General features: G+C 70.7%; 34 protein-coding genes. 2 read left to right on the forward strand and 32 right to left on the reverse strand.

Annotated elements, in window-relative coordinates:
• Window positions 1-10: 10 nt before the first annotated feature.
• Window positions 11-352 (reverse strand): hypothetical protein, encoded by a 342-nt coding sequence (locus tag HZF07_RS00275; protein WP_157346082.1) that lies wholly within the window; start codon window positions 350-352, stop codon window positions 11-13.
• 368 nt (window positions 353-720) lie between these two features.
• Here HZF07_RS00275 and HZF07_RS00280 point away from each other — a divergent pair, with 368 nt between their 5' ends.
• On the forward strand, window positions 721-1830 hold the full coding sequence (locus HZF07_RS00280) for a three-Cys-motif partner protein TcmP (protein WP_157346084.1): 1110 nt from the start codon (window positions 721-723) through the stop codon (window positions 1828-1830).
• Here the strand turns inward: HZF07_RS00280 and HZF07_RS00285 are convergent.
• From HZF07_RS00285 to HZF07_RS00325, 9 genes are all read right to left on the reverse strand, one after another.
• A complete protein-coding gene (locus HZF07_RS00285) occupies window positions 1827-2573 on the reverse strand; it encodes a DUF5131 family protein (RefSeq protein ID WP_157346086.1) in 747 nt (248 codons plus the stop codon). The two genes, HZF07_RS00280 and HZF07_RS00285, sit on opposite strands and share 4 nt — an antisense overlap.
• 256 nt (window positions 2574-2829) lie before the next feature.
• Window positions 2830-2970, reverse strand: coding sequence for a hypothetical protein (locus HZF07_RS00290; RefSeq protein WP_157346088.1), 141 nt, complete (start codon window positions 2968-2970; stop codon window positions 2830-2832).
• Window positions 2967-3134, reverse strand: coding sequence for a hypothetical protein (locus tag HZF07_RS00295; RefSeq protein ID WP_157346090.1), 168 nt, complete (start codon window positions 3132-3134; stop codon window positions 2967-2969). Before HZF07_RS00295 ends, HZF07_RS00290 begins: the two co-directional genes overlap by 4 nt.
• Entirely contained in the window at window positions 3131-3931 is an 801-nt protein-coding gene (locus HZF07_RS00300; protein WP_157346092.1) for a DUF7341 domain-containing protein, read from the reverse strand. Before HZF07_RS00300 ends, HZF07_RS00295 begins: the two co-directional genes overlap by 4 nt.
• Complete coding sequence (locus HZF07_RS00305; RefSeq protein WP_157346094.1) at window positions 3928-4065, reverse strand: hypothetical protein; 138 nt, start codon at window positions 4063-4065, stop codon at window positions 3928-3930. Before HZF07_RS00305 ends, HZF07_RS00300 begins: the two co-directional genes overlap by 4 nt.
• A 452-nt stretch (window positions 4066-4517) precedes the next feature.
• Entirely contained in the window at window positions 4518-4685 is a 168-nt protein-coding gene (locus tag HZF07_RS00310; RefSeq protein ID WP_157346096.1) for a hypothetical protein, read from the reverse strand.
• A 181-nt stretch (window positions 4686-4866) separates the two neighbouring features.
• A complete protein-coding gene (locus HZF07_RS00315) occupies window positions 4867-5187 on the reverse strand; it encodes a hypothetical protein (protein ID WP_157346098.1) in 321 nt (106 codons plus the stop codon).
• Window positions 5188-5323: 136 nt separating this feature from the next.
• Window positions 5324-5536, reverse strand: coding sequence for a hypothetical protein (locus HZF07_RS00320; RefSeq protein ID WP_157346100.1), 213 nt, complete (start codon window positions 5534-5536; stop codon window positions 5324-5326).
• Entirely contained in the window at window positions 5533-5835 is a 303-nt protein-coding gene (locus tag HZF07_RS00325) for a hypothetical protein (RefSeq protein WP_181644578.1), read from the reverse strand. Before HZF07_RS00325 ends, HZF07_RS00320 begins: the two co-directional genes overlap by 4 nt.
• A gap of 24 nt (window positions 5836-5859) precedes the next feature.
• On the opposite strand from HZF07_RS00325, the gene HZF07_RS00330 reads away from it, so the two are divergent.
• Window positions 5860-6369, forward strand: a complete 510-nt coding sequence (locus HZF07_RS00330; RefSeq protein ID WP_157346104.1) for a hypothetical protein — start codon at window positions 5860-5862, stop codon at window positions 6367-6369.
• Between the two features lie 7 nt (window positions 6370-6376).
• On the opposite strand, the gene HZF07_RS00335 is transcribed toward HZF07_RS00330, so the two are convergent.
• The 22 genes from HZF07_RS00335 to HZF07_RS00430 form a co-directional block, all read right to left on the reverse strand.
• Entirely contained in the window at window positions 6377-7018 is a 642-nt protein-coding gene (locus HZF07_RS00335) for a hypothetical protein (protein WP_157346106.1), read from the reverse strand.
• Between the two features lie 318 nt (window positions 7019-7336).
• On the reverse strand, window positions 7337-8926 hold the full coding sequence (locus HZF07_RS00340; RefSeq protein WP_396954795.1) for a DnaB-like helicase N-terminal domain-containing protein: 1590 nt from the start codon (window positions 8924-8926) through the stop codon (window positions 7337-7339).
• 186 nt (window positions 8927-9112) lie between these two features.
• On the reverse strand, window positions 9113-9769 hold the full coding sequence (locus HZF07_RS00345) for a hypothetical protein (protein ID WP_157346108.1): 657 nt from the start codon (window positions 9767-9769) through the stop codon (window positions 9113-9115).
• Window positions 9766-9987, reverse strand: a complete 222-nt coding sequence (locus HZF07_RS00350; RefSeq protein WP_157346111.1) for a hypothetical protein — start codon at window positions 9985-9987, stop codon at window positions 9766-9768. Before HZF07_RS00350 ends, HZF07_RS00345 begins: the two co-directional genes overlap by 4 nt.
• Window positions 9984-10334, reverse strand: coding sequence for a MerR family transcriptional regulator (locus tag HZF07_RS00355; RefSeq protein WP_157346113.1), 351 nt, complete (start codon window positions 10332-10334; stop codon window positions 9984-9986). The genes HZF07_RS00350 and HZF07_RS00355 overlap by 4 nt, the downstream gene beginning before the upstream one ends.
• Window positions 10331-11152 (reverse strand): hypothetical protein, encoded by an 822-nt coding sequence (locus HZF07_RS00360; protein ID WP_157346115.1) that lies wholly within the window; start codon window positions 11150-11152, stop codon window positions 10331-10333. Before HZF07_RS00360 ends, HZF07_RS00355 begins: the two co-directional genes overlap by 4 nt.
• Complete coding sequence (locus tag HZF07_RS00365; RefSeq protein WP_157346117.1) at window positions 11149-12072, reverse strand: ParB/RepB/Spo0J family partition protein; 924 nt, start codon at window positions 12070-12072, stop codon at window positions 11149-11151. Before HZF07_RS00365 ends, HZF07_RS00360 begins: the two co-directional genes overlap by 4 nt.
• Window positions 12072-12203 (reverse strand): hypothetical protein, encoded by a 132-nt coding sequence (locus HZF07_RS23570; protein ID WP_258562466.1) that lies wholly within the window; start codon window positions 12201-12203, stop codon window positions 12072-12074. The genes HZF07_RS00365 and HZF07_RS23570 overlap by 1 nt, the downstream gene beginning before the upstream one ends.
• Complete coding sequence (locus tag HZF07_RS00370; protein ID WP_157346119.1) at window positions 12200-12391, reverse strand: hypothetical protein; 192 nt, start codon at window positions 12389-12391, stop codon at window positions 12200-12202. Before HZF07_RS00370 ends, HZF07_RS23570 begins: the two co-directional genes overlap by 4 nt.
• On the reverse strand, window positions 12388-12741 hold the full coding sequence (locus HZF07_RS00375) for a hypothetical protein (protein ID WP_157346120.1): 354 nt from the start codon (window positions 12739-12741) through the stop codon (window positions 12388-12390). The genes HZF07_RS00370 and HZF07_RS00375 overlap by 4 nt, the downstream gene beginning before the upstream one ends.
• The gene (locus tag HZF07_RS00380) at window positions 12741-13295 is read right to left on the reverse strand and encodes a hypothetical protein (protein WP_181644580.1); all 555 of its coding nucleotides are present in this window, start codon (window positions 13293-13295) and stop codon (window positions 12741-12743) included. Before HZF07_RS00380 ends, HZF07_RS00375 begins: the two co-directional genes overlap by 1 nt.
• A complete protein-coding gene (locus HZF07_RS23575; RefSeq protein WP_258562467.1) occupies window positions 13295-13429 on the reverse strand; it encodes a hypothetical protein in 135 nt (44 codons plus the stop codon). The genes HZF07_RS00380 and HZF07_RS23575 overlap by 1 nt, the downstream gene beginning before the upstream one ends.
• A gap of 67 nt (window positions 13430-13496) precedes the next feature.
• Window positions 13497-13913 carry a hypothetical protein gene (locus tag HZF07_RS00385; RefSeq protein ID WP_157346122.1) on the reverse strand — a complete coding sequence of 139 codons (417 nt, stop codon included), beginning with the start codon at window positions 13911-13913 and terminating at the stop codon, window positions 13497-13499.
• Window positions 13910-14131 carry a hypothetical protein gene (locus tag HZF07_RS00390; RefSeq protein WP_157346124.1) on the reverse strand — a complete coding sequence of 74 codons (222 nt, stop codon included), beginning with the start codon at window positions 14129-14131 and terminating at the stop codon, window positions 13910-13912. Before HZF07_RS00390 ends, HZF07_RS00385 begins: the two co-directional genes overlap by 4 nt.
• Window positions 14128-15045, reverse strand: a complete 918-nt coding sequence (locus tag HZF07_RS00395; protein ID WP_157346126.1) for a 3'-5' exonuclease family protein — start codon at window positions 15043-15045, stop codon at window positions 14128-14130. Before HZF07_RS00395 ends, HZF07_RS00390 begins: the two co-directional genes overlap by 4 nt.
• Window positions 15042-16154 (reverse strand): recombination directionality factor, encoded by a 1113-nt coding sequence (locus HZF07_RS00400; protein ID WP_157346128.1) that lies wholly within the window; start codon window positions 16152-16154, stop codon window positions 15042-15044. Before HZF07_RS00400 ends, HZF07_RS00395 begins: the two co-directional genes overlap by 4 nt.
• A gap of 1 nt (window position 16155) precedes the next feature.
• Complete coding sequence (locus HZF07_RS00405) at window positions 16156-16404, reverse strand: hypothetical protein (RefSeq protein ID WP_157346130.1); 249 nt, start codon at window positions 16402-16404, stop codon at window positions 16156-16158.
• Window positions 16404-17432 carry a hypothetical protein gene (locus HZF07_RS00410; RefSeq protein ID WP_181644581.1) on the reverse strand — a complete coding sequence of 343 codons (1029 nt, stop codon included), beginning with the start codon at window positions 17430-17432 and terminating at the stop codon, window positions 16404-16406. Before HZF07_RS00410 ends, HZF07_RS00405 begins: the two co-directional genes overlap by 1 nt.
• Window positions 17429-17650, reverse strand: coding sequence for a hypothetical protein (locus HZF07_RS00415; RefSeq protein WP_157346133.1), 222 nt, complete (start codon window positions 17648-17650; stop codon window positions 17429-17431). The genes HZF07_RS00410 and HZF07_RS00415 overlap by 4 nt, the downstream gene beginning before the upstream one ends.
• Window positions 17647-18006: a hypothetical protein gene (locus HZF07_RS00420; RefSeq protein ID WP_157346135.1), complete on the reverse strand. Its 360-nt coding sequence runs from the start codon at window positions 18004-18006 to the stop codon at window positions 17647-17649. The genes HZF07_RS00415 and HZF07_RS00420 overlap by 4 nt, the downstream gene beginning before the upstream one ends.
• Entirely contained in the window at window positions 18003-18326 is a 324-nt protein-coding gene (locus HZF07_RS00425) for a hypothetical protein (protein WP_157346137.1), read from the reverse strand. Before HZF07_RS00425 ends, HZF07_RS00420 begins: the two co-directional genes overlap by 4 nt.
• Window positions 18323-18778 carry a hypothetical protein gene (locus HZF07_RS00430; protein ID WP_157346139.1) on the reverse strand — a complete coding sequence of 152 codons (456 nt, stop codon included), beginning with the start codon at window positions 18776-18778 and terminating at the stop codon, window positions 18323-18325. Before HZF07_RS00430 ends, HZF07_RS00425 begins: the two co-directional genes overlap by 4 nt.
• Window positions 18779-18787 lie beyond the last annotated feature (9 nt).

Below are 18787 nucleotides of genomic sequence, written 5' to 3' on the forward strand. Positions count from 1 at the left end.
GCGTGGGCCGCTACGCCATCTCGTCCCACACGGGGCCCCAGTCGACCTGGACTTCGGAGCCCTGGTCGTAGGAGGTCGGCGCGACGATCCCTTGTTCGCAGACCGCGGCGTCGTCGACGAACACGAGCACGCGAACGCCCGTGGGCGCATCGCGGGTCAGGGTGAAGGTCGACACGCGGTCCCCTTGCTCGTCCACGAACAGGAAGTGTGAGGCGGCGGTGAGGCTCACCGAGATCCACGCTTGGCCGCTGTGTCGCTCGCTGACCTCCTCGCCCGTCGAGTCGACAGCGACGGCGTAGCACTCGTCTCCGATGGCGTAGAAGTGCGCGCCAGCCGTTGTTCTGGGACTCACGTCGATCTCCTCAGGGTCGGCCAGCCGGACGCCGGCGGGCGGCGCGGGTCCACTTCACGGGCCGGGAGACGAAGGCCCCCGGGATCAGATGCTCGACCGAGGGCCTGGAACGGACCGGATACGGACTGCCCCCAGACGCACAAGAACCCGTGTGCGTCGGTGTGCGGGCATACGGGTTCTTGAGGAGATTGGACACGATCGGGCGTTCGGTGTCAAGGCCAGAGCCTTAAGTGCCTCCCGGTGAAGCCCTAGGCCTTTAGCGCCAGCGACATTCGCCAATCGCGCCTTCCCAGATCAGACCTCGCCCGTGTTGCTCCTGGGGGAGGATGCCAGAGCTGTGGCGCTACCTAACGGGAAGGGACCTGCCGATGGCGAGGCGAGGGGACAAGCTGCCGACGAGGTGGACTCGCTGGCCGCACACGAAGGCCAAACACGACCTGCTCGTCCGGTACCTGCAGGCGTGGTTCCCGATCATGGGGCGAACGGCAGGTCGGGCGATCGTGCTGGATGCCTTCGCAGGGCCGGGCCGCTACGACCACGGCGAGGACGGCTCCCCGGTGCTCGTACTGGAGACGCTGCTCGAGCACAACGACTTCGACAATTGGAAGTGCGAGTTCGTCCTGGTCTTCAACGAGCTCGACCCGGAGCGCTTCGAGTCGCTGGGCGACGTGCTGCGCGAGATCCGCGAGGACAACCAGCCATGGCCCGACAAGGTCAAGCTCATCGACCCGCGGAATCAGTCGTTCGAGGACCTCGGCAACGACATGCTGCGGAGCCTGAAGGGCGCCAAGATGGCGCCCACCTTCGCGTTCATCGACCCCTTCGGCTACATGGGCCTGCCGCTCGAGCTGATCGCGGAGATGCTTAGCTACGACCGGTGCGAGCTGTTCATCTACTTCGACTTCAACTCCGTAAACCGGTTCGCCACGGCCGGCAACGTCGACAAGCACTTCGAGCGGCTGTTCGGCACCGACGAGTTCAAGGACGCGCCCGACGGAGGGCCTGAGCGGCAGCAGTTCCTCCACGACCTCTACGAGCGGCAGCTCAAGAGCGTCTGCAACTTCGCCTACGTTCGCAGCTTCGCGATGGTCAACCAGGGTGGCCACATCGGGAACTACATGTTCTTCTGCACCCGCAACCTCCAGGCGTTCGACCGTATGAAGGAGGCGATGTGGAAGCTCGCGCCCAGCGGCGACTACCGCTTCGAGGACCGGCTGGCCGACCAGCTCGTGCTCTTCGACAACGAGGACGCGACCGGCCCGCTGCGGGACTACCTGCTCGAGCACTACGCCGGTCAGACCGTCCCGATCAAGGAGCTCGTCGACCATGTGATCGCCGAAACGCCGTTCCACAGCACCCAGGTCCGTCGGGCGACCCTGAAGCCGATGCAGGAGGACAACCTGATCCACGCGATCGGCCAGACCCGGAAGGGCACCTACAAGGAGGGCGTTGTCTCGATCGTCTTCCCGAGCACCTAGGCCAGGGCCAGCATCGGCATCTCGTCCCACGTGCGGCCGTCGAGTTCGCGGCCGTTGGCCTTCGGCGTGCGGCCGCCCCACTGCTTGAAAAAGAAGGCGACGCCGGCGTTCTCGCACTGGTCGCGTAGGTCGGTGACCCAGGCGGGATCCATCGGTCGGGCGTTCGGCCCGGACTCGCCGCCGGCGATGACCCAGTCGATGCCGTCGAGGTTGATCCCGGGAAGGGCGGAGAGCAGCGGCTCGCACGAGAGGAAGCGGACGGCGGCCGGCGTGGCGCGGAGGTGGTCGATGCGGTCGACGGCGTCGAAGGACTCGACGGAGACGCCCATCCAGACGTTGTCGGGCCAGTCGAGTCGGTCGGCGATCTTCGCGAGGCGGCTCGCTCGCTTGGTGAGCACCTGGTAGGTGTGCTGCGGGGTTTCCCGCATGACGTCGAAGACGTCGCGCACGAAGGAGATCGGGACCTTGGCGTGGAAGAGGTCGCTCATCGAGTTCACGAAGACGACCTTCGGGCTCTTCCAGCGCCGTGGCTGGTCGAGGGAGGCCGGGTGGATGGTGACGCCGAAGCCAGGCCCTGAGGTGCGCGGGTCGCCGTCATTCTGGTATTTCTCGGCGCCCATCGCCTTCAGCCGCTTCGCGAGCGCCAGCGCGTAGCAGTTGTCGCAGCCGGCGGCGACGCGGTCGCAGCCTGTGACCGGGTTCCAGGTGACCTCGGTCCATTCGATCGACGAGTACGTGCCCATGATTCCTCCACGACCCGATCAGTGACCCCTGGGCGACGCTCACCGGGGAGGAGCGATCGCTGTACGTATTCGGCGTCAGGCTAGCGTGACAGCTACACGGTGGCCTGCAGTTGGCATCTTCCCGGCGTTTGGCTGTGCACGACAACGGCGGGGAGTGTCTGGAGACACTTCACCCGCCGATCGACAGTTTGAGCGCGAAACCTTCGGGTGTCAAGGCCACAGCCCTTGCACCGGTTGGTGGTGAAGGCTCAGGACTTCACCACCCCAGCGGGTCGATGCCCGTGTCGGTGAAGTACGCCCAGATGCCGTACCCGACCAGGCCGATCACCACCAGGAGAGCGATCACGCCTGCGCGGCCCTCGAAGCGCGGATGGTCGTTGCGGTCGCGGTACGTCACGGTCGCCACTCCCACAGCGCGGGGTTCACCAGCAGGAGCTGGCCACGGGGCACGAAGCGGTTCCCGACGACGGTGGTGTCGTGCTGTGCGGCCAGCGCCTTGGCGTCAGCGAGGTTGACGTCATCAGGGTGGACCAACACGACGTGCTTGCCCAACACGCTCATGCGCCCATCCTCTCTTCGCGTAGGGACGCCAGCAACCGTGCGTGCACCGCGTTCCAACACCGCGCCGACCCGCACGCCGGGCACTGGAACCGCAGGTCCGGCACGTCCGGCTCCGGCACCGGACACCAGCACGGGCCCGCGCCCGGCCGCACCTGCCGCTCGGCCTCGGACTCCGCGCGGATGTGGTCGGCCAGCAGCCCGATCGTGGCCTCGTCCCACGTCGCGCCGCAGGGGTCGCGCCGGTCGTCACCCTTGAAGGTGCACCGGCCGATGTGCTCGGCGAGCCGGATCCGCAGCGTCCCGCGTTCCCCACAGGCGGGGCAGGTGTTGTCGGGGGACCACGCTGCCGAGTCCCAGCCGGTGACGATCCGGGCGTGGATCCACCAGCGGTGTACGTCGCGTTCGATCGCGGTCCGGGTGACCTGGTCGGCGCCGACGGCGAGGGAATGGAGCTGCTGGAGCGCGCGGGCCGTGTCGAGGTGCTGGGGCTGGTCGCCGATGTCGAGGATCCACCGGTTGACGGCGAGGTCGATGCTGACCAGGGCGTCGAGGGCTTCGAGGCGGGCGGCGGGCTTGGAGGCGTAGCCGGCGCGTGGTCCGTCGTCGGATGCTGCTGAGGGGACGTCGTTGTTGGCGAGCTGGACGAGGAGAGCGGGGGCGCGGGTGATGTGGCGGGCGTCGATGAACCCGGGCCCGGTGAGGGACTTGGTCTGGTAGGTCTCGACGTGGGTGTGGGGTTCGGTGAGCTCGCGGACGTAGTCGGCGAGGGTCATGGGCTGGCGGCTGGGTGCAGTCACGCGGCACCCCCGGTCGGAGAGCCGTCGACGCCGAGGGTCCCGTAGACCTGCGTCTGGATCTTGGTAAGGGTGAACTCCAGCGTCAGCTCGCGGCCGCCGTCGGGGGAGTCGTTGGTGGCGGGGCGATGAGCCACCGCGTGGACCAGATGTGCCCCTCCCCGCAGAGGTAGTCCGCGGAGGCGAGCGCGTCCTTGAGCATGACGTTCGCGTCGAGCGCGAGCGCTCCGCACGTGGGGCAGAACGCTCCGCCCGTTGCGGGGTCGTCTGTGGGCGTTAGGTTGTTCATCAGTCGGTCGTTTCCCTTCCGGCGAGGCCCCCGGCGGACTCTGACCTCCGCCCGGGGGCCGCCCAAGCGGCTGTCGTTTCCCGCTCCGATAGCACCACACCGCGCGTACAGCCGGTAGGTGGGTTTCCACACCCCGGTCGATCTGTGGGAAACGTCGGTCCGGCATGCCGGTCCGGAGCGTGAAAGTGGCCGCTCGGGCATGCTCGAACGCGGCTCGATCGGTCTCGCGGACGAGGTGCTGATAACCAGTCGGGTAAGGACCAGGCAACGGGAAGCTCCTTTCAATGACTACGACTTCGCTCATGCGGTGCGCTTCGATCCGGCGTCGAGGAGCAGCTGCCCCAGCACCGCCTCGTGCACCAGGGCCCGGCCGGTCTCGTCGAGGTCGAGGTGCAGCTCGGCCTGGGCACGGATCTGACCGACCGTGCCGACCGCGACAGGCCGGATCCACGTCTGCTGGTCGCTCATCGGGCCACCTCCACCCGTTGCACCAGGCGGAGCCGCGGCGCACGATGGAGGCGTGACCCAGCCCGCACCGGAGCACGACGACTACGAGGCCTGGCAGGACCTGCAGGCCGTCCTCGAGGAGCGCGACGCGGAGTACTGGGCCGGCCTCGATGACGAGGACGAGGACTGAGCTCGGGCGCGATCATCGGCGTGCTCCCTTCGGTGTGGGGTCGGGTCGGTTGCCGCCGATCGGCCACGTGGTGCCGAGGCGTGTGCGGTGTGGGACGCGGTGGTGGTACGGCTCGATGCAGGGGTCGGTCTCGTCGGCGTTGCCGCAGGTGACGGCATGGCACCAGACGCACCGGAGATAGGCGTGGTCGCGGGCCACGCCGCGGCCGCTGGACCCAGGGCGGGGCCCGAGGTGGGGCCGGTAGTCGTGGTCGACACCGTCGGCGGTGCACGCCCGGACGTGCTCATCGTTCGCGGTGGCCAGCTCGGGGAGCTCGGCCGCCGGCGTGGTCACGACGCCTCCCCAACGTTGGGACTGGCTGCGGACGGTCCCCGTCGGATAGGTTCCGCGCGACGGGCAGCCGCCGCCGTCGGCGCTAGCCCCCCGTGAACGCCGAAGGTGACCGGCTGTCCGTCTTCTCGCTGGGTGTTCATGCTGCCTCCAGGTCTTCGATGAGGACCTCGAACGCGAGGGCTTCGTACAGCTCGGTGCCGTATGGGCGTGCCTCCGTGGGGTCGCCCCACTCGCGCTCCGGCCGGGCCGTGGTGCTCCCTGTGCCGCCGCAGCGGGGGCACGCGTCGACCGGTGCGGGGTGGTGGCAGCTCGTGCACCAGGCCGGGACGGTGGCGTGGTTGTCGGTCATCGGATCTCCTCAATCGGGGTGAGCGCGGGCGGAGCGGTCGTGGGTACGGCCCCGGGGGCAGCCGCCGTCGGCGACGCCACCGACCGGACCTCGGCAGGCACCGGCGGCGGCTTCACCACGGCGGGCGGCCAGAGCTGGTGGGACGCCTCGACCTGGCCGAGGCCCTCACCGATCAGCACAGCGAGGCGTTCGACGTCGGGGTCGGCGTAGCTGGTCTCCTTCAGCTGCTGGGCACAGGCGCAGCTGGAGCAGGGGGTGAAGAGGCCGGGGTCGTCGGTCCGGTTCGCGCACACGGTCACGACGCCTCCCGGTACCGTCCGGCCATGAACCCGCCCGATCTCGACCCGAGCGACTCCAGCTGGTGGTGGCTGTACGGCCTCGACGGGATCATCGGCGGCGTCATCGCTGGCCTGGTCGCGGCAGTGGCCGTGCTCGCCACGCTCCGCCACGAGCGCAGGATGTCCGACCTGCAGCACGCCCGACAGGTCGCCTCACGCCTGCTCGCCGCGGCGTGGACGGCGCAGGACCGGAACGAAGACCCCCAGCAGATGATGCTGCTGGGCATCGTCGAGCTGGTAGGGCTCTCCCGGCGACGCTGGCCGGAGCTGAGCGACGAGCTCGAGCAACTCGTTACCCGGACCGACATCGACGACCGGGAGACCGGACGAGAGGTGACGGTCCTGCTGCTCCACTGGACCAGCTCGCCGCACGAGCTCGAGCGGAACTGGCGGAGGTCGCTGATTCGGCAGCTCAGGCGGGCTCGCACGTGGGTCCTGGAGAAGCGCTGGGGGTCACCGAACGACGCGGCCGATCCACCTAGCGAGAGGGACTGACGGGGCCTCACGGATCGACCTCGCCGGCCACGACCTCGCCCGCTCCCAACGACGTCAGGAACGTCCGCACCGCCAGGTCCCGATCCGCCGGCAACAGCTCGAGCACCCCGAGCGCCGCCCGGAATGCCGCCGTGACCAGCGACGCCCGCTCCTGCTCGAGCTCGACGTGCCGCTCAGCGATCCCCATGTCGTGCGCCGTCTTCGCGAACCGGACGACGCGGTCACGCTCGGCGGCCTCGAGCTGCGCCAGCCCACGAGCCCGCTCGCCCGTCTCCACCCGCGCACCGTCACGTCCGGCCGCGTACACCGTGCCGACCAGGCCGACCTCGTCCTCGACCTCCAGCTGCCAACGGAGCATCTCCCCGTACAGGTCCGCCCGCATCACCGCGACCCGCAGCTGATCGAGCACCACCGTGCCCGGATCCAACGCGACCGCGTCGGCCGGCTTCGCCGCCGTCGACCAGGCCGCCAGGTTCGCCTCACCGAGGGCCTTGGCCACGGCCAGGGACCGGCCGGCATGGTTCTTGCACAGCGCCAGACCACGGATCGCGGTCGCGTGGTGATCGGGCTTCTTCGCCGAGCACTCCCACCGGTCGTGCGTCTCGCACCACCGGGCACCGGAGCGAGCCATGAGGTCCTCGCCAGTCATGGGCGGGGTGCTCACGAGCAGACCTCGCAGCCGTAGCCGGTGGGGTAGGCGTGGTGTTCGCCGATGCTGCTGAGGTCTCGTGTGCCGGTGGCTTTGACCAGGGCGACTTCGACGGATCCGCAGGCGGTGCAGAGGCCGTAGGTCTGGGGGTCCGGGAACGGGTCTGGGGACACACTGGGGGACGCGGTCGTGAGGGGCTCGTCGAGTGTGTCCCCTCCGTAGGAGAGGGGACCAGGGGACACACTCGTCTCGCGGTGTCCCTGGCACCCGTCCGGGACACACTCGGGACACACTGAGGGACACACTCGGGTGGGGGTGTCAGTCGGGCTGTTGGACATGGTCATCCTCTGTCTCTCGGTAGAGGGCGATGGAGTGGTGGAGCTGGGCTCGGCGGGGTCCCTGGATCCGGGAGATGAAGCCTTCGGCGACGAGGGTGGTGATCGCGTGGCGCAGGATCTTGTCCTTAGCGGTGATGGCGTCCTTGATGTCGGTGAAGGTGCACTGGTCGTTCTCTTCGACGTAGCGCGAGATGCGCTCCATGACGTGGGTGGGGCGGAAGGTCCCGTCGTCGTTCGTCGGGGTTTCCTCGCGTCCGACGTGCCAGGTGGTGACGTGGGGCTGGGTGGAGTCGAGGGTGAAGGTGCCGGCGTAGCCGCCTCCTGAGGACTTGCGGAGCTCGCCAGCGGTGTCCTTCTCGATGCGCAGCGTGATGCGGCCGACATGGCCAGGGGCGGGCTGCTGGCGGGCTTCGGCGCGGAGGTAACTGCCGCGGATCATGCGCTTCTTGGCGATGGAGCCGATGGCGTAGCCGGTGGCGCGCGCTTCGGTGGACTTGGGGAGGTGGTCGATGGTGATGACGCAGGAGCCGGCCTGGGCGGGTTGGGTGCAGACCAGGCGCATGGCGGTGGTCATCTCGTCGCCGTCGTTGGTGTTGACGCCGAGCATGGGGAAGACCTCGCCGAGGCTGTCGATGATCGTGACGGTGGGGGCGAAGCGGACGATGTCGGTGACGGCGGCGCGGAGCTCGTCGGGGTCGTCGGGCTCGTAGTAGCGGAACCGGTTGGGGTCGGCGACGTGCTCGAGGCGGGCGCCGAGGAGGAGGAGCCTGGCGGCGGTGTGGTCGGGGCCGTTGTGGTCGACGTCGATCATGGCGAGGGTGCCGCCGGCGTTCATGGCTTCGACGCCGGCGGCTTGGGCGAGCCAGGTTTTGGCGGCTTCGGGGTCGCCGAAGATGCCGTTGACCTTGCCGGGGTAGAAGAGCGCGGTGCCGTCGGTGCGGCGGCAGATGGTGGGCGGTGGGATGACGGGGGGCTGGCCGCCGAGGATCCAGGAGAGGTCCTTGAGGCCGGTGCTGGTGGTGGAGGTGTTGCCGAACCGCATCGCGGTGTCTTCGATGAGGTCGACGGCGTCGGCGATGTGGGACTGGGCGGCGTCGAGGTTCCCGGCGTGGCCGAGCTGCACCATGCGTGTGCCGACGGTGACGATGCCGCGGAGCTTGGCCTTCTCGAGGACGGATGCGGCGTACGCGGAGGCGTTGGCGGCGACGGGGACCTGGGCGGCGAGGGTGTGGAGGTAGGGCGCGCCGCCGACGCGCTGCAGCTCGCCGCGGCGTTGGAGCTCGACGGCGACGGTGACCATGTCGACGGGCTCGCCGCGGTGGTGGAGGTCGACGATGGCGTTGTGGATGGTCTCGTGGTGGGGGCGGTAGTAGTCGCTGGGGAGGATGACGGCGGTGACGTCGTCGATGGCCTGCGGGGAGATGAGCATGGCGCCGAGGCAGGACTGCTCGGCCGCCATGTCTTGGGGTGGCTGTCGGGTGTCGGCAGGGTGGTCGAAGCGCGGGTCGAACGGTGGTTCGTCCTGCCCGATGGGGTGGAGGTGACGGGTTGGTGGTCCGTCGTTGGTCACGTGGTGGTCCTCCCGACCTGGGTTGTGCGGTGTGGAGGGTCTGAGGGGGCAGGTGCGCCCGGCCTGGAAAGGTGGCGGGGAGCGGGCCGAAACAGGCCGTTGTCCTGGTGATCTGGCGTCCTTCGCCGGGGTTCAGCCACGGCTGCTCCCTCTTCCGGCGTTGACCCCCTCAGACCTGGCTGGTGGTTAGGCGGCCGGGCTCGGGTCGGGGTCGGGCGCGGCGAACGGGTCGGGGACGGTGGAGGGCTGTCGGGTGCCCTCGGGGCGGTCGTACTCCCAGGGCTCGGCGTCGGTGGCGTCGGGGAGCGGCTCGCCGGGCTCGGTGACCTCGCCGGTCTCCTCGTTGACCGCCTCGCCGGCGCCGGCCTGGTCGTCGTCGCCGTCGTCGGGGAGGAGGTCCTGGACGGAGTGGCGGGCGGCGGCCTCGAGGAGGCCGCAGACGTCGCAGATGGGGTTGTCCTCGGAGGCGTCGACGGGGAGGAAGGGGTGGGGCCGGTGTGCGGCGCCGGCGGCGACGACGCCCTCGACGGTGGGCTCGTCGCCGGTGAGCTCCTGGTCGATCGCGAGCTGGCCGTCGGCGTGCTTGCGGTTGAGGTAGACGGTGCGCTGGAGCTCGCGGAGGTGCTCGGCCAGGGTGTCGTCGAGGGCTGGCTCGATGCCGTCGATGACGAGGGTGACCTTGCGCTTCCCCTTGACGGAGGGGCCGTGCTTGTCGACGACCTGGAGGTCGACGATGGCCATGACGTGGGTGCCGACCTTGTGGAAGAGCTCGGCGGCGATGTCTTCGGTGATGCCGGTGCCGTCGAGGCCCTTGCTGTTGATGGTGGCCTGGGTGTCGGTCATGCGTCGTCTCCTGTCGAGGTGCTGGTCGGGTATGGCTGGAGGTCGGGGTGGGTGGCGAGGTGGTCGCGGCGGGCGAGGGCGGCGCGGTGCTCGCGCTCGGCCTCCTCGAGCTGGGAGCGGAGGTCGCGGGCTCTGGCGCGGAGCCGCTTCTCCTGGCGGGTGGCGACGGCGAGCGCTTCCTCGGCGCGTTGGCGGGGTGTCTTGGCCTGGCGGGTCATGCGGCGGGGTCTCCTGTCTGCTCGAGCACGAAGGTGATCCCCTCGCTGGTGGCGCGGCCGGTGGTGACGAAGTCGTCGATGATCTGGCGGATGACCTGCAGCGAGACGCCGGCGTGGAGCAGCTGGTGGATGGCGCGGGCGCGGGGAATCTGGTCTGCCGGGAGCCGGCGGGTCCAGCCGGTGCCGGGGTGGATGTCTTCGAGAGTGGCGAGCAGGCCGGTGCGGAGCCAGTAGTCGACCTGCCGGTAGGTCACGGAGGTCTCGTCGATGAGCTCGCTGGTGGTGACCCAGCCGCGGTCCTCGCGAGGGGGCAGCGGCTGGCCGATGCGGCTGACGTTGGAGATCACGCTGCCTCCTCGGTTCGGGACGTGTATCGCTCGGGCTTCCATCCGGTGAGGCGGGCGAGTTCGTTGAGGGAACGGCCGGTCTCCGGCCACCGGCGGACGATCTCGCGACGCTCGGCGGTGGTCGTGGGGACGCTGTCGCCGGCGAGCACCCGAAGGACGACGACCTCGTCGATCGCGGCTGCGTCGAGCAGTTCGTCGGTCAGGTCGGGGGCGGGGTCGCGGTCGATGTCGTTCCATGCGGCCGGGCTGGGGTAGCCGCGCTTGGCTGCTTCCCGTGCCGCGCGCGGGGTGGGCCCGGGCTTGCGGGAGAGCTCGCGGTAGAGAGCGGCGACCTTGTCGTGGGTGGAGCGGAGAACCCAGCGGCCTTGCTGGTGGATCAGCGTCCGGGACTGGATGCCGTGGCGGTGGAGGTCGCTGTGGCTGTACCCGATGGCCATGAGGGCCTGGAGTCGGCGGACGGTGCCGGTGCGGGAGACGAACGGCTCTCCGCGGCCCTGGGTGCGGGTGGGGAGCTGGTTGGGGTCGACGCTGAGGATGCCGGCCGCGTTCGCCGGGATGGCCCAGCGCTGGGTGCCGTTGCCGATGAGGCGAACGACATTGACGGTGACGCCGGCTTCGCCGGCGATCGCGCGCAAGGACCAGTCGTTGCCGAGGAGGGCGGCGATGTGGTGGCGGACGGGGGTGGCGTCGAGGTAGGCGGACTCGCCGCGGAGGCGGCGGACCGCGGAGGCCTTGACGCAGCGGCGCACTGCGATGACGCAGTCGGGGTGGTCGCAGTCGAAGGCGACCACGCCGTGGGTGTGGTCCTTGAGCTTCATGCTGCCCCCTCGGCGGTGGGGCGACGGACGTACCGGTGGACGTTCCAGCCGGTCTGCTCCTCCAGCGCCTTGAGCGAGCGGCCGCTGGCGGTCCACCGGTGCACGACCTCCACGCGGTCGGGAGGGGTCGCGGCGACGTTGTGCTGGCCGTCGAGGATCCGCTGAACGACGACCTCGTCGTAAGCGGGTTCGGGCATGGCCCCACCGGTGGCCTCAGCCCGGATGACTGCCTCCCAGCAGGCGCCGCAGGCCCCACTGTTCTGGACCTTCGGACGGGTGGTGTGGCCGCAGACCGCGGAGGCGTCGGCGAAGAGCGGGTGGTCGGATCCAAAGTGGGGTGGTTCGACGACCCGCGGGCGGCCGCGCTCGGGTCGGCCCGTGGTGGTGCGCTCGTGCTGCCGGGTCTCGCGGACGGCGGCGATCGCGTCGCCGGCGTTGAGTCGCCCGTCGCGGACGCTGTCGCGGGACGCCTCGTCGAGCTCGAGGAGGTTCAGCAGCGTGGAGATCGTCGTTTGGTGTACGCCGGTGCGCCGGGAGATCTCGGCGACGCTGAGGCCGCGGTTCCTGAGCGCGCCGTAGGCCTCGGCCTTCTCCATCGGCCCGAGGTCGCGGCGCTGACAGTTCTCGACGAGCATGATGACCAGCTGCTCGGTGGCGTCGTCGACGCCGTGGCGGATGATCACCGGGACCTGGGTGAAGTTCGCGAGAACGGCGGCCGAGAGACGCCGGTGGCCAGCGAGCAGGAGGAGGCGCTCGGTGTCGCCGTCGAGCTCGGTGGCGGTGAGCGGCTGGAGGATGCCGTGCTCGCGGATGGAGAGGGCGAGCTCGGTGAGGTCGCCGACGTCGGCCCGGATGTTGTCGGGGTGCGCGGTGAGGCGGCCGATCGGGACGACCGTGACGGTCTGCTTGTGACGTGCCATCACTCCTCCTCGGAGTTGACGTGGATCGGGGCGAGCTCGCCGCGGGCGATGGCGGCGTCGGCTTCGCGTGCAGCGGCCCAGCCGGCATCGGTGAGCCAGTAGCGGACTTCCTGGTCCGCGCAGGTGGTCATCGGCGTGCTCCTGCCTGGATGGCGGCGTCGATGGCATGCGGGTCGATCGAGATCGTGACCTGGAGCGGCTTCTCGGCCCGGCCGGTGAGGTAGGCGAAGGACTCGCGGATCTGCTCGGGGGTGCCGGCGTGCTGGCCGGCGGCGAAGCGGAGGAGCCGTGCGGTGTGGTTGGCCTCGGTGATGGTCACCGGCCACCTCCCGTCACATGCTGGCGAACGCTGAGCCACCCGCCAGCTACGGCGTAGGCGTCGTCGAACGCGATCTGCTCGCGGCCGGCGGCGGTCAGGTGCAGACGGCGCGGGCCTTGTTCGGTGTCGGAGTCGCCGACATAGGACCGGGCCAACCAGCCGCGCTCGACCGCGGCGTCGACGGTGCGGCGGCGCAGGCCGACCTCGGGAGCGCCGATGCCGTCGTCGTAGCCGCGGTCGATGGAGACAGCGACCTCAGCGAGGACCAGGAGTACGGCGTCGGAGGCGGCGGCGCGGCGCGGCTTCGCGGTCGGCGTGTAGCCCTCGAAGAGCGCGGGCTGAGCGGTCATCAGAGCAGCACCCCCTGTCCCGTCGTGGTGCCCGTGCTGGCCGCGGCGGGGGATTCCACGGCCAGCACGGGGTCGGTGAGGAGCGAGGTCGGGAGGGTGTCGGCCACGTAGACGCCGAGGGCGTAGGCCTGCCAGACGTCGGCGGCGAAGCCGTAGAACCAGCCTGGGGAGGCCTTGGTGCCCTTGCCCCTGTTGGGCTGGCCGGGGGCGAAGCGGTCGACTAGGGCCTGGGTGATGTTGGAGTCCTTGGCCTTCGCGCTGTGGCAGTGGTGGAGCTTCACCGGGTGGCGCTTCACCAGCTGGGGAAGCCGGTGCACCAGTTGCTGGTAGAACCGGCCGATCCACACGCAGGTCTCGAAGACGTCGGCGCCGACGGGCATCCCGTACGAGGCGACCATCTCGATGGCGACGGCGCAGTCGCGCTGAAGGCGCGGGAGCTTGTCGAGGAGCTCGTGGTTGCCGATCTTGTTGAACTCGAGGGGGCGGCGGGTGGCGTGGTCTATGACGACGTAGGCCGACTCGGTGTTGCCGGGGTCGATGGCGAGGATGCGCATCAGTAGTCGCCTCCTGGTTCGGCGTCGCCGGCGCTGGTCGAGGTGTAGGTGTGGCCGCCGGCGGCGTCGGGGTCGTGTGGGGTGGTGCGGTCGCAGGTCAGCGAGTCGCCGGCGAGGCGGTGGGTGCAGGTCATGGCTGGCCTCCTGGGAGGCCGAACCACATGGCGATGGCGCCGGCGGCGAGGACGAGGGCGAGGAGGATCACGACGGGTCACCGCCTGCCTGGACACCGGGCGGAGTGCTCAGCAGGCGGTGGATCAGCGGGTCACCGAACACGCCGTTCTCGGGCACGCCGAGAAGTCGCAGCGCGGCTTCCATCCCTGCCGCCTTGTCGCGGGCGCGCTGCGCCAGGCGGCGCGAGCCGCCTGGGTGGTCGAAACGGTCGGCCACACTCAGGAGGTTGTCGATGCGCTCCTGCACGCGCTCGATCCCGCCACCCTCGGCCGTTGACGCGGCAGTGGCGGCCGGCGGTGCGGTGTCGTCGTCGAGCCACTCGCAGGTCTCGGGGTCGTCCGGGTTGAACTTGTGGAACGGGTCCGTGTCGAGGTGGCCGGGCTGCTTGCCGCACGTGATGGCGCGGTTGCGGGCGTACCGCGCCCCGCAGAGCTGGGTCGTCATCGCGCACCGCCCCGCTCGCCCGCGCCGAGGATCCGCGCAGCGGCCCGGGCTGCCCGAGCCAGCCGGAACTCTGCGAGCCCGGGTTGCCCCTGGCGCACCAGACGCATGGCGTCCTTAACCGCGACGTCGAGAACGGCGTCAGCGGTCGCTCGGCGGTCGGTGGTCGCGACCCGCGCCACGGTCTCCTGACATGCCAGAAGGCTCACCTGGCCGGTCATGCCGCCACCTGCTCGCGGTGGGCCGACGCGCACGCGTCGGTGTGGACCGGCCACGACGGGCACATCCCGTCGTGCTCTTTGCCGACCTTGTCGAAGAACTCCCGCAGCCCGTCCTGCTGCGTGCGACGCCACGTCACCTGGTGCTCGTGCAACGTGCCGAGCTTCCACGCCGCCATCTGCGGCCACCCGGAGATCAGCTTGCCGAGCACACGAACCGAGGCGACCGCGTCCGCGGCCGCGTCGTGCGCGTCGGCCAGGACCACCCCGTAGTGCGCGCACAGGCTGGTCAGCGTCCGGTCCGTCGTCCCGCAGCCGCCGCACGCCCACTTCCCGCCGCGGCAGCCGCCGCAGACGTGGACGCTGTTCTCGCGGTCGCACTCGGTGCCGTCGGCCGCCTTCTTGTAGCAGGTCTTGCGCCACTGGTCGAAGGCCTTCTCGACGACCATCGGGTCCACGACGCCGCGGAGCCCGAACGGCCGGTGCGAGAGCGGGTCGACGTCGTAGCGGCGGGCCTCGTGCTCGAGGAGGGTGAGGTCGTACGGGGCGTTGTGGACGATGACCGCCTGCTCGCGGGCGATCAGGCCGCCGAGCTGCATGGCGATCTCGAAGATCGCGGTCTCGGCGGGGATCGGCCGAACCGCCCCGGTGGGCAGGAAGCGGAGCGCACCGCCGGGCTTCCCACCGTGCTCGGCCAAGAGCTGGGCGATCCGGTCGTTGGTGTAGCCGTGGACCTCAGCGGCCTCGGCGGGCACGTCGATGCCGGGGTCGACGAGCCAGCGCAGCGGCTGGGGACGCGTGCCGGTCTGCATGTGGACGACGGCGGCGGTGACGATCCGCGCGGTGGCGGGATCCTGGCCGGTCGTCTCGGTGTCGAACGCGCCGACCGGCTGCGCGTGCCACTTCGCCGAGCTCATGCCGCCGGCTCCTTCGTGAGCACCTGCAGGTACGCCCGGAGCTCGGCGGCCGTCGCCTCGTCGGGGAGCAGGCCGCCCATGCGGGCGGGGAAGTCGTCGCGGAGCTGCGAGGTCGTCATCCCGGCGTGCCCGGCGGTGGCGACGATCTGCTGCCAGATCGCGTCCGGGTCGTCCGTGCCCGCCGGGGCGGGCTGGTCCTCGACGACCTCGGCCTCGTACGCGCCGTCCGCGTCAGGCTGTGGCTCCGAGCGGGCGGGCGGCTCGGCTGTGGTCAGGTCGGAGACGCGCTGCTGCAGGTGCTCGGAGAGGCCCTGGGTCATGTGGCCGGCGGCGTTGGCCTGTCGCCAGAGGTTCCGCACGTCCTCGGGGTCGGTGAGGTCGGCGGCGATCGCCACGTAGTCCGGGCCCGCCGCGGCGAGCGCAGGGGTCTCGCCCACCGGGCCACCGGTGAGCGCCGGTGCAGCGACGCGGCCCTTGCCCTCCATCAGCTGGGCCGGGGTCACGTCGACCTCGATGATCGGCACGGCGTAGTGCCGGGTCTTCGGGCCCTGGTCGGTCTGCTCCACGCTGGTGCGCTGCTCGAGCGCGAGCCAACCGTTGACGTAGCCGCCGGCGGCCGCGAGGAACTCGGCGACGTCGGGGAGCTCGATGGCGGCGTTGAAGCCGTGGGACTCGACGCGCCAGACGCCGATGCCCTCGACGTCGCGGAGGACGACATTCAGGCGGGTGGTCGGCTTCTTGATGGCCTCGAGGTGCTTGGGGTCCTCGGGGTCGCAGGGCTCGTCGGTGAGGACGTTGGTGCGGCCGTCGCAGCGGTGCTGGCAGCCGGCCCGGGTCCAGAACTCGTACCACTGGGAGACGGGCTGCGGGGGGACCATGATCGGGACGCGGGCGGAGCCGGAGATGACCTCCCACTGCTGTGTGCCGCCAGCGGGGGTCCACTCGCGGACCTCGCCGCCGTAGAGCTCGGCGATCTTCTCGAGGAGGGCCTGGCTGTGGCTGGTGAAGCGGAAGCGGTCGAGCTTCTGGGGGGCGCCGTTGGCGGCCTTCTGGCCGAGGCGGATGCGGCCAAGGGTTCGGGCGCGCTTCTGGAGGTCGAGGATGGGCATGTCAGGAGGCCTTCCGGTCAGGTGCGGAGACGCCGGCGACGGGGAGGCGTTGCTCCCACCAGCCGTCGGTCGGTCGGTCGCAGGCGGGGCAGTCGCCCAGGTGGGCGCGGGCGGGGGAGGGGACGATGACGACGGCGCCGCACCAGGAGTGCTGAAGCACGCGCTGCGTGCCGGCCTTCATCGCGGGGGTGGGGTCGACCGAGAGCGGTTCCCAGCCGGGGATCTCGAGCACGAGCTGGTCGGTCGCCATCACGCCACCGCCTCAGCAGCGGCCTGCAGCGCGAGCGCCTTGCCGATCACGGGGTCGTCGGTCTTGGCGGAAGCGATCCGCGAGGACCACTCGTCGACCATCTGCGCGTGGCGGAAGTACGCGTACTCTCGATCGCCGCACCGCGCCGGGTAGAGCCGGTAGCCCTCCGGCCGCAGGTGCAGGACCACGCCGACCTCGGCGGTGGGCGGCATCGGCACTCGGGAGCCGTCACGCATCCACGCGACGGTCGCCTTGCGGTAGGCCGACATCTGCAGGCCGGCCTCCGGGTAGACCCCGTGCACGTGGCCTTGGGAGGTGACGCGGTCCCACTCGCCGCCGGTCTTGGTGTCGCCCATCAGGTCGCACGCGGGCGGAACGAAGTAGCCCCGGGACCGCAGCTCCTCGCCGATCGGGCCCTCGGCGCCGATCATGTAGTCGAGCGTCCCGGCGTATCCGTGCTCGGGGTTCGCCACGACCATCTCCGACGCGGTCCACCGCGGCCGCCACTCCTTCTCGAACCGGACCAGGTTTGCCAGGAACGGCGCGAGCTCGGGACCGTCGACCGCCCACTCGGTGTCGCCGACGCGGATGGACTCCGGCATTGGCGTGCCGAGGATCCGGGACTCGATCACCGAGTGGACCAAGGAGCCGACCTCGGCGCGCTCGTCCTTCTTCCGGGTGTGGGCCCGCTTGATCCAGTCCCGCAGCTCGGCGAGCTGCTCGGGCCGGCGCGAGGCCGCGACGAGCTGGGGAAGTGCCTCGATCGCGGCGTCGGTGCAGGTGATCGCGGCCCAGAAGAGGAGCGCAGGCTTGGGGACGCCGCCACCGAGGATGGTCGTGACGGACCGGAGCCGGTCGCCGGTGGCGTGGTCGGCGTAGTAGCCGTTGCCCTGCCGGGCCGGGATCGGGCCGCGGGTCCTCTGAGCCTTCTGCTTCTTGTGGTCCATCGGGCGACCCACGACCTCGGGGACCGACGGGTCGTCGATCCGCAGGGGGCCAGTCATCTCGTGCTGGTCGGGGGCGCTCATGCCACACCCCGCATCCCGGTCCCGGCGCACCACGAGCACAGCCGGTAGCCGGACTCGCCGTCGACGACGTCGACGTACATCCCCGTGCCGTCGCACCGACCGCACTCGTCGATGTCGGCCGGCCGGGTCTCGTCGAGTTCGTCGCAGCGGTCGTACGGCGACGGGGGCTCGGTCGGTGCCGGGGCGACCAGTGCCCGAGCCGACAGCGCCGCGGTCACGACGCACCTCCGGCGGGCTGATCGAGCCCGAAGACCCGCGCGAGGTTCGCGTCCGACCACTGCGGTCCGAACCCGGTCGGGCCGGCGGTGAACTCGACGGCCGGCTGCTCGCCCGAGCGGCGAACGGAGTCGACCAGGATCCCGAGGACGTCGACGAGGCCCGTGAGGTCGTCGACCTTCACGTAGTGCCCCTCGAACGCTTCGCGGGAGATGAGGTGGCCGATCCCCGGCTCGTGGACGTCGACGCGGACCAGCACCAGATGGTGGTCGGTGACCTCGCGGATCCGGTACCGGCGGCCGTTGCAGGGGTGCACGTAGACCGCGGCCAGGTCAGGTGTGGGGTCGGGGGCGTTCACGACGCGCTCCCGAGCAGCCGGAGGCCGGACGGCGCCAACACCACGGTCCACAGCTCGACAGCGACGTCGCCGATGGGGGAGGGCACGGTCGCCCGGTGGGTGAGGACCTGGGAGCCGGGCTGGCTGGAGACCGGCCGGCGCTCCTCGACCTGCAGGTTGGTGACGGTGTCCAGCCAGGCCTCGAAGTGCTCGGCGAAGATCCGAATCTGGATCGGGTCGCCGGTGTGGCGCGGGGCATCGACTGCGTCGAGGGCGAGGCCGTGGTCGGCGGCGTGCTGGGCGACCGCGAGCAGCGCCAGGGTGGTGACCGGGGTGCTCACGCCGACACCGCCTCGTCGGCCAGGAGCGGGTGGCAGCGCCACTCGACGACCTCGCGCTGCTCGGTGCGCTCGGGCTGCGCCTCGACGGCCGGGATCGTGACGGTCTCGCTGCCGGTGACGATGCGCTCACACAGCTGATCGCGATGCGCGAAGATCTGGAGCGTGATGCCGCCGTCGAGCGGCCGGGCGAAGTCGAAGCGGTCGTCCCACGGATTCTTGGTCCACTTCCCGCCGAGGGCGGCGATGATCGTCCGGGCGGCGTCCCGCTGGTTGTCCTTGTGGCCGTCGGTGTTCATCAGCTGCCAGGTGACCTCGACGTGGCCGCTGCCGGAGTACGCGAAGACGCATGGGGCAGGCAGGTCGGGGTGAGCGGCGAGGAGGTCGGCGACGACCTTGAGCCGGTCGGCGGTGGCCGCCGCGGTGTTCCTGCTGGTGGTGCTGGTCTCCGTCATGGGAGACTC

Source organism: Nocardioides agri, from assembly GCF_013778305.1.
GTDB lineage: Bacteria > Actinomycetota > Actinomycetes > Propionibacteriales > Nocardioidaceae > Nocardioides > Nocardioides agri.

Bases quoted from the DNA above. Each gene is read 5' to 3' on its own strand.
- HZF07_RS00280 (WP_157346084.1), top strand. From the start codon at position 721: ATGGCGAGGCGAGGGGACAAGCTGCCGACGAGGTGGACTCGCTGGCCG.
- HZF07_RS00285 (WP_157346086.1), bottom strand. From the start codon at position 2,573: ATGGGCACGTACTCGTCGATCGAATGGACCGAGGTCACCTGGAACCCG.
- HZF07_RS00295 (WP_157346090.1), bottom strand. From the start codon at position 3,134: ATGAGCGTGTTGGGCAAGCACGTCGTGTTGGTCCACCCTGATGACGTC.
- HZF07_RS00310 (WP_157346096.1), bottom strand. From the start codon at position 4,685: ATGAGCGACCAGCAGACGTGGATCCGGCCTGTCGCGGTCGGCACGGTC.
- HZF07_RS00320 (WP_157346100.1), bottom strand. From the start codon at position 5,536: ATGACCGACAACCACGCCACCGTCCCGGCCTGGTGCACGAGCTGCCAC.
- HZF07_RS00330 (WP_157346104.1), top strand. From the start codon at position 5,860: ATGAACCCGCCCGATCTCGACCCGAGCGACTCCAGCTGGTGGTGGCTG.
- HZF07_RS00335 (WP_157346106.1), bottom strand. From the start codon at position 7,018: ATGACTGGCGAGGACCTCATGGCTCGCTCCGGTGCCCGGTGGTGCGAG.
- HZF07_RS00345 (WP_157346108.1), bottom strand. From the start codon at position 9,769: ATGACCGACACCCAGGCCACCATCAACAGCAAGGGCCTCGACGGCACC.
- HZF07_RS00350 (WP_157346111.1), bottom strand. From the start codon at position 9,987: ATGACCCGCCAGGCCAAGACACCCCGCCAACGCGCCGAGGAAGCGCTC.
- HZF07_RS00360 (WP_157346115.1), bottom strand. From the start codon at position 11,152: ATGAAGCTCAAGGACCACACCCACGGCGTGGTCGCCTTCGACTGCGAC.
- HZF07_RS00365 (WP_157346117.1), bottom strand. From the start codon at position 12,072: ATGGCACGTCACAAGCAGACCGTCACGGTCGTCCCGATCGGCCGCCTC.
- HZF07_RS23570 (WP_258562466.1), bottom strand. From the start codon at position 12,203: ATGACCACCTGCGCGGACCAGGAAGTCCGCTACTGGCTCACCGATGCC.
- HZF07_RS00375 (WP_157346120.1), bottom strand. From the start codon at position 12,741: ATGACCGCTCAGCCCGCGCTCTTCGAGGGCTACACGCCGACCGCGAAG.
- HZF07_RS00380 (WP_181644580.1), bottom strand. From the start codon at position 13,295: ATGCGCATCCTCGCCATCGACCCCGGCAACACCGAGTCGGCCTACGTC.
- HZF07_RS23575 (WP_258562467.1), bottom strand. From the start codon at position 13,429: ATGACCTGCACCCACCGCCTCGCCGGCGACTCGCTGACCTGCGACCGC.
- HZF07_RS00385 (WP_157346122.1), bottom strand. From the start codon at position 13,913: ATGACGACCCAGCTCTGCGGGGCGCGGTACGCCCGCAACCGCGCCATC.
- HZF07_RS00390 (WP_157346124.1), bottom strand. From the start codon at position 14,131: ATGACCGGCCAGGTGAGCCTTCTGGCATGTCAGGAGACCGTGGCGCGG.
- HZF07_RS00395 (WP_157346126.1), bottom strand. From the start codon at position 15,045: ATGAGCTCGGCGAAGTGGCACGCGCAGCCGGTCGGCGCGTTCGACACC.
- HZF07_RS00400 (WP_157346128.1), bottom strand. From the start codon at position 16,154: ATGCCCATCCTCGACCTCCAGAAGCGCGCCCGAACCCTTGGCCGCATC.
- HZF07_RS00405 (WP_157346130.1), bottom strand. From the start codon at position 16,404: ATGGCGACCGACCAGCTCGTGCTCGAGATCCCCGGCTGGGAACCGCTC.
- HZF07_RS00410 (WP_181644581.1), bottom strand. From the start codon at position 17,432: ATGAGCGCCCCCGACCAGCACGAGATGACTGGCCCCCTGCGGATCGAC.
- HZF07_RS00430 (WP_157346139.1), bottom strand. From the start codon at position 18,778: ATGACGGAGACCAGCACCACCAGCAGGAACACCGCGGCGGCCACCGCC.